The sequence below is a fragment of the Spirosoma endophyticum genome (assembly GCF_900112365.1).
Lineage (GTDB): Bacteria > Bacteroidota > Bacteroidia > Cytophagales > Spirosomataceae > Spirosoma > Spirosoma endophyticum.
Map to the genome: position 1 here is coordinate 25,194 of NZ_FOLQ01000005.1, position 7,358 is coordinate 32,551.

Annotated in this window: 8 protein-coding genes and 1 pseudogene; 4 read left to right on the forward strand and 5 right to left on the reverse strand. The window is 39.7% G+C overall.

From position 1 onward, the window contains the following. A pseudogene (locus tag BM202_RS37800) lies at positions 1–219 on the reverse strand (M23 family metallopeptidase); the annotation flags it as partial. Between the two features lie 448 nt (positions 220–667). Here BM202_RS37800 and BM202_RS38740 point away from each other — a divergent pair. Continuing rightward, entirely contained in the window at positions 668–796 is a 129-nt protein-coding gene (locus tag BM202_RS38740; RefSeq protein WP_262507680.1) for a hypothetical protein, read from the forward strand. Between the two features lie 328 nt (positions 797–1,124). Here the strand turns inward: BM202_RS38740 and BM202_RS14680 are convergent, their stop codons facing one another. The 3 genes from BM202_RS14680 to BM202_RS14690 all read right to left on the reverse strand — a co-directional run bounded on the left by BM202_RS14680 (position 1,125) and on the right by BM202_RS14690 (position 3,639). After that, positions 1,125–1,343, reverse strand: coding sequence for a hypothetical protein (locus BM202_RS14680; RefSeq protein WP_093827339.1), 219 nt, complete (start codon positions 1,341–1,343; stop codon positions 1,125–1,127). A gap of 231 nt (positions 1,344–1,574) precedes the next feature. Further along, positions 1,575–2,303: a hypothetical protein gene (locus tag BM202_RS14685; RefSeq protein WP_093827341.1), complete on the reverse strand. Its 729-nt coding sequence runs from the start codon at positions 2,301–2,303 to the stop codon at positions 1,575–1,577. 391 nt (positions 2,304–2,694) lie between these two features. Next, positions 2,695–3,639, reverse strand: coding sequence for a replication initiation protein (locus BM202_RS14690; RefSeq protein WP_093827343.1), 945 nt, complete (start codon positions 3,637–3,639; stop codon positions 2,695–2,697). A gap of 1,062 nt (positions 3,640–4,701) precedes the next feature. On the opposite strand from BM202_RS14690, the gene BM202_RS14695 reads away from it, so the two are divergent. Both BM202_RS14695 and BM202_RS14700 read left to right on the forward strand, forming a co-directional pair. Next, on the forward strand, positions 4,702–5,655 hold the full coding sequence (locus tag BM202_RS14695; RefSeq protein ID WP_093827346.1) for a ParA family protein: 954 nt from the start codon (positions 4,702–4,704) through the stop codon (positions 5,653–5,655). A gap of 15 nt (positions 5,656–5,670) precedes the next feature. Next, complete coding sequence (locus tag BM202_RS14700; RefSeq protein WP_093827348.1) at positions 5,671–6,573, forward strand: ParB N-terminal domain-containing protein; 903 nt, start codon at positions 5,671–5,673, stop codon at positions 6,571–6,573. Between the two features lie 214 nt (positions 6,574–6,787). On the opposite strand, the gene BM202_RS14705 is transcribed toward BM202_RS14700, so the two are convergent. Then, positions 6,788–7,024, reverse strand: a complete 237-nt coding sequence (locus BM202_RS14705) for a hypothetical protein (RefSeq protein WP_093827349.1) — start codon at positions 7,022–7,024, stop codon at positions 6,788–6,790. A gap of 146 nt (positions 7,025–7,170) precedes the next feature. Here BM202_RS14705 and BM202_RS37805 point away from each other — a divergent pair. Beyond that, positions 7,171–7,358: hypothetical protein (locus tag BM202_RS37805; protein WP_218160561.1), on the forward strand; the 188-nt coding region annotated here is incomplete at its 3' end.

A 7,358-nucleotide genomic window follows, 5' to 3' on the forward strand; every position in this document is an offset into this window, starting at 1 on the left:
ATCCATATCAACGGGATAATAGCAGGTACCATTAACGGGGCCCCAGGCTCGTTTCTCTAAACTACAGCGCAGGCAGTTGCCTGCCCATCGAGCTACCTGGCCCTGAGCCACACTGACCGATTGGGATGGTATAAGTGATGGTGTTTTTTTGGTTTGCGCTTGTGTTATCGGCAAGCTGAAGTAGACTGCCAATAGAGTTATTATGCGTATTGCTTCCATAGGTTGGTCCTGGGGTGTATCAGTATACAGATAACAACCCGTTCAGGCCAGGCTATGTTCTAAGGTCGATTCGTATAGCGCGGCATGCCAGTAGGGACCTATTTATACTGGCCCCAGCCTTTTGTCCTCAACGAATCGGTGTCTTGACGAGTCGTTTGACTCATCCCTTGGGGTCTCTACTTGGCCATTAAACCAGGAACAATGAAGAACCACTTTCACCCCGCCTGGATCAACTCATGAGTTTGCGAGCTAAAGCCCTGAATGAAGGATTGAGGAACCAGCCCAGTTGGGGTACCATGAACGCACCGCCAGTCATGGCATATCTAATGAGATAGAACTGGGCGATGCATCCGTTACCTAACTACTTGCAAATCCCCGTTATCCTGGATGCCCTTTCAAAAACTCTACTGGCTAGTTGGGAGTTGGCTTTAAAATACAACCCTGAAAAATGAATCTCGAACAAGCCCCTGGCAATCTACCCGCCGAGCCGTCTTCCTCTCAATCTCCTAAGCCCGCCCGGCCCAAACGACCTCGCATCAAGAAAACGAGCGGAAGTTTAGTTGTAAAGCCGACCTAAAGCGTTGGTTTTCACATGACTTATGTAGTTGAAATTAGGTCTAGGTTAACATAAGATAAGTTATATAACAGATTGTAGGCTACTGAAATCAGTAGTTTATGAGCCATGTCTGAGTCCTCAAGAAGGGACAAATTCTGTAACGTTTAGCCCTTTTTTTTGGTAAAATATTTCCGAGCAATGAGCCAATCGATTGAGTCTGACCACTCATTCGTGTATCAGGCGCCGATGGATAAAAACTTAACTATGGCTGTGGTGCTTTTGCCGTCTGCGTATCCCGTCCTGACGTTTTTGGCGGCTTTAATTTATCCAACCCCAGAGATCTAGCTAACTATTTATTTCGGTTCTTCACGTCTGGACGCATGCCATTTAGAAATTCAGAATGAAGTCGAAATAGCGTTTCGAGTAGCTCAGGATCGGTTATGATTAGGTCTTTTTGCCAGGGCTTTAGTTGATACTGCGCCATCACTTCATAGCCTTTGATTACCAACTCATGGGGAGCTAAGGCGCTCAACTTTTTAGCATCCTCCTGTACACCCTCCACGGCCAACTGCTGGGCCGTTTGTATTTGAAATTCGAGTTCAATCCTTGGCTAACACCCTAAAATAAGTCAATGCCAGGAGCAATCCAACTAGAATTACGTTGCCCAACTCTTAATGTCCGCTGAGGCTACAAGATAGACATCTGGCGGTTATTTTCCAAGAGAACTAAGTCAACGAATCCTGCATAAATACCTGTCAATCAGGAGTTTCCCTCCTCCCCTAGCGCCGTTAATTGCCCATTAAACTTCTCGCAGATATAAGGTGGTGATGCCCTGTCGGAGGTGAATGGGAAAGCTTTTGAGTTCTCGGTCAATGATTTTATGGTCATGGGGCACCGACTCGCTAATATACTCGGGATCAATGAAGATGATGTTGAGCCGTTCATGCACCTCATGGCCAACTCGCTCAGTGTGCTTGAGTAAGTGTTCACTACTGGTGGTCGTTTTCAGACTGGCCAGATCATCAAAATAGCGGTAGGTACAATACCAGTAGTAATATTTGTGGTGGTAATTGGAAAAGCAAGCCTGGTAGGCATGGGGCTCTTCTCTCACCCTACGCAGGAGTTCGTCCGTCTGCTTAAGTTCTTTCAACTGGCCCACGCTGAGCTGCTCCATCAGGGATCGGTTCAATAGTTCATCACGGTAATTCTTGATGTGTTGCACTACATCGGCATGGATAACCTGTCGTTCAATGGAGTATTTGTGTTTATAAAAGAAGGAGAGGGAGATAGCGGGCTTGTCGTAATTGACTAATTTAAGGTTTTTTAGGGGTTTACCAGGCCGGTTGTAGGCCTGATACTGTTTCATATACTGCTTTGGAATGAAGTAGTATTCCAGGTGGGGATCGGCTGGGGGCGAATTAGTAATCTGGTTGATGCCTGGCGAGAGGGTAATAGCCTGGGTTTTGAGGACGGTGCGCAGGCCCTCCAGGGGGGCTTCGTCATCACGTTTAATAGGTTTGCGGGGCATGAGTATAATATGAAAAAACGAATGGTTTATTTACTATAAAAGTAAATAAACCATATTACTTTTCCAATAGCTAATTATTTGTTCTATTAGTAAAATTGGGCTTATAAGATTCTAACTATCAGCGAGTTATACTAAGATAAAAATAAAGTCTTGTCCGTTTATATATAATTAAAGAGTGAGGTTTAGTCGGTCAAGTTCAAAAAGACTTGTATAAACCCAAATTTTGGTACTCACAGCCACATTTTACTATAGATATTTCCAATATTTGGCTTTTCTTGCCCAAAAAAGCGTATTTTCATTCAATTTCATTTTACATACAGGCCAAAATCATTTCGAATAGTGAGGTTTGGTAGGTGGTAGATTCATAACCCGTTACAACGTCAAGAATGAGTTATACGCCAAACACTTTAGCCGTATAAGCACCCCAGTTTTCAATCGCTTTAGATGAATTTCGTTTTTCAATTTCTAACAACTTTTTACGAATAGTCACCAAGTCAAAATTTGATAAGACTCGATCCCGCTGATCAGCTCTCAATCCAAACCGGGTTATGAGCCTCTCCCCTACTAGCGTTGCATCACTATCGATTCCAGGTAGAAATAACTCTTGTTCAAGCCTGACCCACTTAATGGTAAATGTTAAGTCTGTGATTTTTCGACCTGTCTTATGCTGACGAAATCGGACCAGTAAATCACTTCGCTGATTTATTTCGTTTACGGCTGGGTCAATAACGAAGCGAAAAAAATTGGAGATATTATACTCTTCCTTTCCAGATTCAGGATCAAATAAATTTAGCCGGTGTTTTAAATCGAGTATTGCTATTTTAAACGTGCCAATATCTTTCCATTGCGAAAACATCTCATACAACCTCTTTGCATATTTTCCCGTCATTCGCATGGCCATTTCTTTACCAAATGTGGTAAAATTTCCAGTTAGGCCCGTAAGTAAAGGACGCATGTTAGGATCAACCCGAAGACTTATTGTTCCTCTTCCATAATCATAGACAGCACTTGAAAAAGGATTTACCTGCACGAGTTGGCCATTGACATACATTTCAAAAACAACTTGCATCATTCCTTTTGTTGCCTCTTGCAGATTCCTGTAGCCATTATCAGGGTCTCTATCAAGGTCGTGCATTATATCTTGAACTTTAAAGGTATACACAGTATCATTTGTATCTTCTGGACGCACAGCAGCTTGAAGTGTATACATTAAGTTCTTTTGCAACTCGCTCATCTCGTAACGAGCCGTTGTGATGCTATTCCCTTGATAGAGCAATGTATGTACGACTTTATCACCCTTGCGTTTATTTTCAGTACGTTTACTAACTTCTGCCATAATGAATTACCGAGAGTATTTATCAACCATACAATTTCTGAAAAGTATCTGACTATTCCTGAAAGTTAAGCGCTTATAACCATATAATTCCTGAAAGTTGAATCTGACTATTTCTGAAAATAACAATACAATCTCTGAAAGTTAACGTACAATTTCTGAAAGAAGAGCTTTATAAATACCTAGTAATCAAAAAGTTATAACACGCTCAAAGAATCAAATAGTTTAATAAAAAAATGATTCACAATATTTGACTGTAGGTAATTAAAGATAAAAAATTGTGGATAAGTCTTAAGTTTTAGATAAGAAAAAGCAAAAAAGTCATCAGTAGAAATATTGTATTTTAAGCCGGATCGTACAATATCTGAAAGTTAAGTTGTAAATAATTGATAATCAAATAGTTATATACTATTTATCTGCGTACTTTTCTTTTAAATTTATCATATAATATCTGAAAGTTAGCTGACAATTATTTGTATATCAATAAGTTATAACAACCTTTTAGTTACACCAAGGCTGTTAAACCTTTAGTTATAAACTTATATAATATAATTTCTGAAACTAAATAGACAACTTACTCATAATCAGAGTATTACGATTAGAAAAATTATAATTAAGTATACTTCTTACAACAATTTTAAGAGTATGAGTTAATCATATAATTACTGAAATTTAAGCTATAAGTATCTAATAACCAATTAGTTAATTTTTATATTGATTAAACTGTTTTGATGAAGAGGTTTGAGAATAATACAATTACTGAAATTAAGCGAATAACTTACTGATAACCAAGCAATTATTGTTAGATCAGGCATATATTTTTTAATAAAATCAATAAGTTTGAGTTGAAGAATCATATAATTTCTGAAAGTTAAAGGATAAATAACTTATCATCAGTTGTTTAAATCTATAAATATTTGCAGACATCATCTCTGTAACAATATATACGTCATTAATCGTAGCATACAAAAGAGTTATAAAGATTGTTGGGTAGAAAATTATACCAGAGTTGTATTTTAATATTAAAAAAGGTATAAATTTAAGGCAAAAATTTACTCCTCTATTATGCTTACTCATGACGAGATATGCGCCTTCCTTAAGAAAAAGCCAACACTTTCTCATTCGGGATTAACTAAGGAAGCTAGCCTTCCAACCGGTACCCTAGCAAAAGCAATTAGTGGTCAGCGTAAACTAACTGAGTCTCACTTACGCGCCTTAGAGCCCATTTTAGCACAATACGGTATTGAAGAGTTTCGAAATCGTCGGGCAACAGTCATTTCTGTAGTTAACCATAAAGGGGGAGTAGGAAAAACTACTACCACAATCAATTTAGGTAAGGGGTTAGTGAACCGCCATCAATCAGTTCTGTTGATTGATATGGATTCCCAAGGAAATCTTTCCCAAAGTTTGGGCATTCATAATCCAGAGAAACAGTTATTTCAGGCGCTGACAGCAGGGATTGAGATGCCTGTACTTACTCTATCAGATTCCTTTCACCTAGTACCAAGTGATTTAGAATTATCTAGGGCAGAAGCTGAGCTTATTAAAACGCCAAGTGGAGTATTACGCTTCCGAAATGTATTAGCACCACTACTGGCTAAATACGACTATATCTTAATTGACTGCCCACCATCTTTGAATATATTTACCTATTCTGCTTTAGTAGCTTCCACAGCTGCCCTAGTTGTTCTTGAACCGGAGGCCTCAGCCGTTAAAGGAATGTATAACTTATTAGAGCTTATCACTGATATTCAGGAATCGTTCAACCCCAGATTAAAAGTTGAAGGTATCGTAATGGCTCAAGTAAATCCTCAATTAGTACTCCATCGTGAACTGATGGGTAAGGTCAGGGATAATTTGAAAGGTCAACCTTTTTTCAATACGGAAATCCGCCAGAATGTGGCTATTGCCGAATCACAGTATATAGGTAAAACTATCTTCGATTATAAGCCATCATCAACGGGTGCCACTGATTACCAATCACTAGCTGATGAGGTATTTGCAAACCATTCTTTTTAAGCTCTTCCCTTTATTATGAAACGATTTGCTACGGCTTCTGGAGAATCCCCTGTGCTACATAGAAACACTGCCAATTTAATGCAGGGTATACTAGATGAAGTAAAAGCCAGCATTACAATTCTTCCAGAGTTACAGGCACTTATTCCAGAACTTCAAGAAAGTGAATATGAGCAGTTAGAAGATAACATTCGGAAAGAAGGTTGTCGGGATTCCCTACTGATCTGGCAAACTACTCAAGGAATAATCGATGGAACTGAAAACGGTTCACCTGTCAACATATTGGTGGATGGGCATAATCGATATTCGATATGCAAAAAACACAGTATTGATTTTAAAGTCGTTCTTCGCGAATTTCTAAGCCTTCAGGCTGTTCGTGACTTTATGATTAATAACCAGTTGGGACGCCGAAATCTAACGCCTGAGCAAACATCATATCTAAGAGGACTTAAATATCGAAATGAACGACAAACTGCAGGAAGGCCTATTCAAGACGAAAAAACTGAAGAACAAAGCATGGGCCAGCGGACACAGGACCGTCTGGCTCAGGAATTTAATGTGTCACCAAGAACAATTCACCGAGACCGTGAATATTCAGAAGGTATTGATAAATTGACCCCTGATCTCAAACAAGAAGTTTTAAGTGGCAAGCAGAAAGTAGCAAAGGAACTGATCCGAAGTGTTGGGCGAGTCTCTGAAGTAAACACCCCTCTTTCTTTACCCGAATTACTCACGTTTGATCAGTCAACCTCATCAAAAGAACCAACGAAATTAACTTATGATGCTAGTAAAGTCGCTAATGTCATTAAACAAATTACTAATACTGTATCACAACTAGATCACACTTCACCAAATTTTGAGGATGTTTGCAATAAAATAATAGCCCTAGTTAGTAAAGCTAAGAAGCTTAAAAGTACTTAAGAACTCATGAATAGTTTGTCAACTTAGTAATGTATTGATAATAAAGGTTTTATAAAAATGTTGCCAAGTTGGCAACATTTACAATTAGTTTGAAAAGAGTAAGTCCATTGAACCAAAAAAAAGACATACCTCAGCAGTACAGGCGAAGTCGGTGCTGTTGAGGTGTGTTCGTTAGAATTGGGGCAGCTGGCACATTCGTGGTATATCCGCCAAACTACTGGACAAAACGAAATCGACGCGGTTTCGCCGACTTAAAAATACCTAGCAGGTAGCCTATAAACTGATCAAAAACCAGTAGGGTCGCATTAAGCACTTCCAATCCATTCTTGAACAGCGACTGCGCTGGACTGCTATTGCCATTCCAGTAAGTTTTTATCCCGATTTGCTCACTGTCCGCTTCGCCCGCTTCCACACTCAGCATGTAAGCAAAGACCACCAGGGCCAATAGCAATTCAATCTTGGCCGATTGTTTGAACCGGGACGCCGGACATATCTTTGAAGTGCTTTGATATTGTCAGAAGTAGTACAATTTTAGGGCAAGGCCTGACAGGGGTAAGAAGTAACCTGAGGTGCGCCGGTTATACATCTTTCGATGATATGGGAACGCTGGACTATCTTCTTACCGCACCGGCGGCCCGGCCTGTCTTTCTTTTAAAGTTCAACAGTACCTTTTGGCACTTTGTGGTGACCAGGCATGTATGTGCGAAACTAAAGAAAGGCCCTTCCAGGCTGATACGTTTACCTAAACTAACTATCTGCTATGAAAACGCTGCTCCGTTATTGTG

Excerpts from the sequence above, each read along its gene's own strand:
- BM202_RS38740 (WP_262507680.1), top strand. The coding sequence starts at position 668 with ATGAATCTCGAACAAGCCCCTGGCAATCTACCCGCCGAGCCGTCTTCC.
- BM202_RS14685 (WP_093827341.1), bottom strand. The coding sequence starts at position 2,303 with ATGCCCCGCAAACCTATTAAACGTGATGACGAAGCCCCCCTGGAGGGC.
- BM202_RS14690 (WP_093827343.1), bottom strand. The coding sequence starts at position 3,639 with ATGGCAGAAGTTAGTAAACGTACTGAAAATAAACGCAAGGGTGATAAA.
- BM202_RS14695 (WP_093827346.1), top strand. The coding sequence starts at position 4,702 with ATGCTTACTCATGACGAGATATGCGCCTTCCTTAAGAAAAAGCCAACA.
- BM202_RS14700 (WP_093827348.1), top strand. The coding sequence starts at position 5,671 with ATGAAACGATTTGCTACGGCTTCTGGAGAATCCCCTGTGCTACATAGA.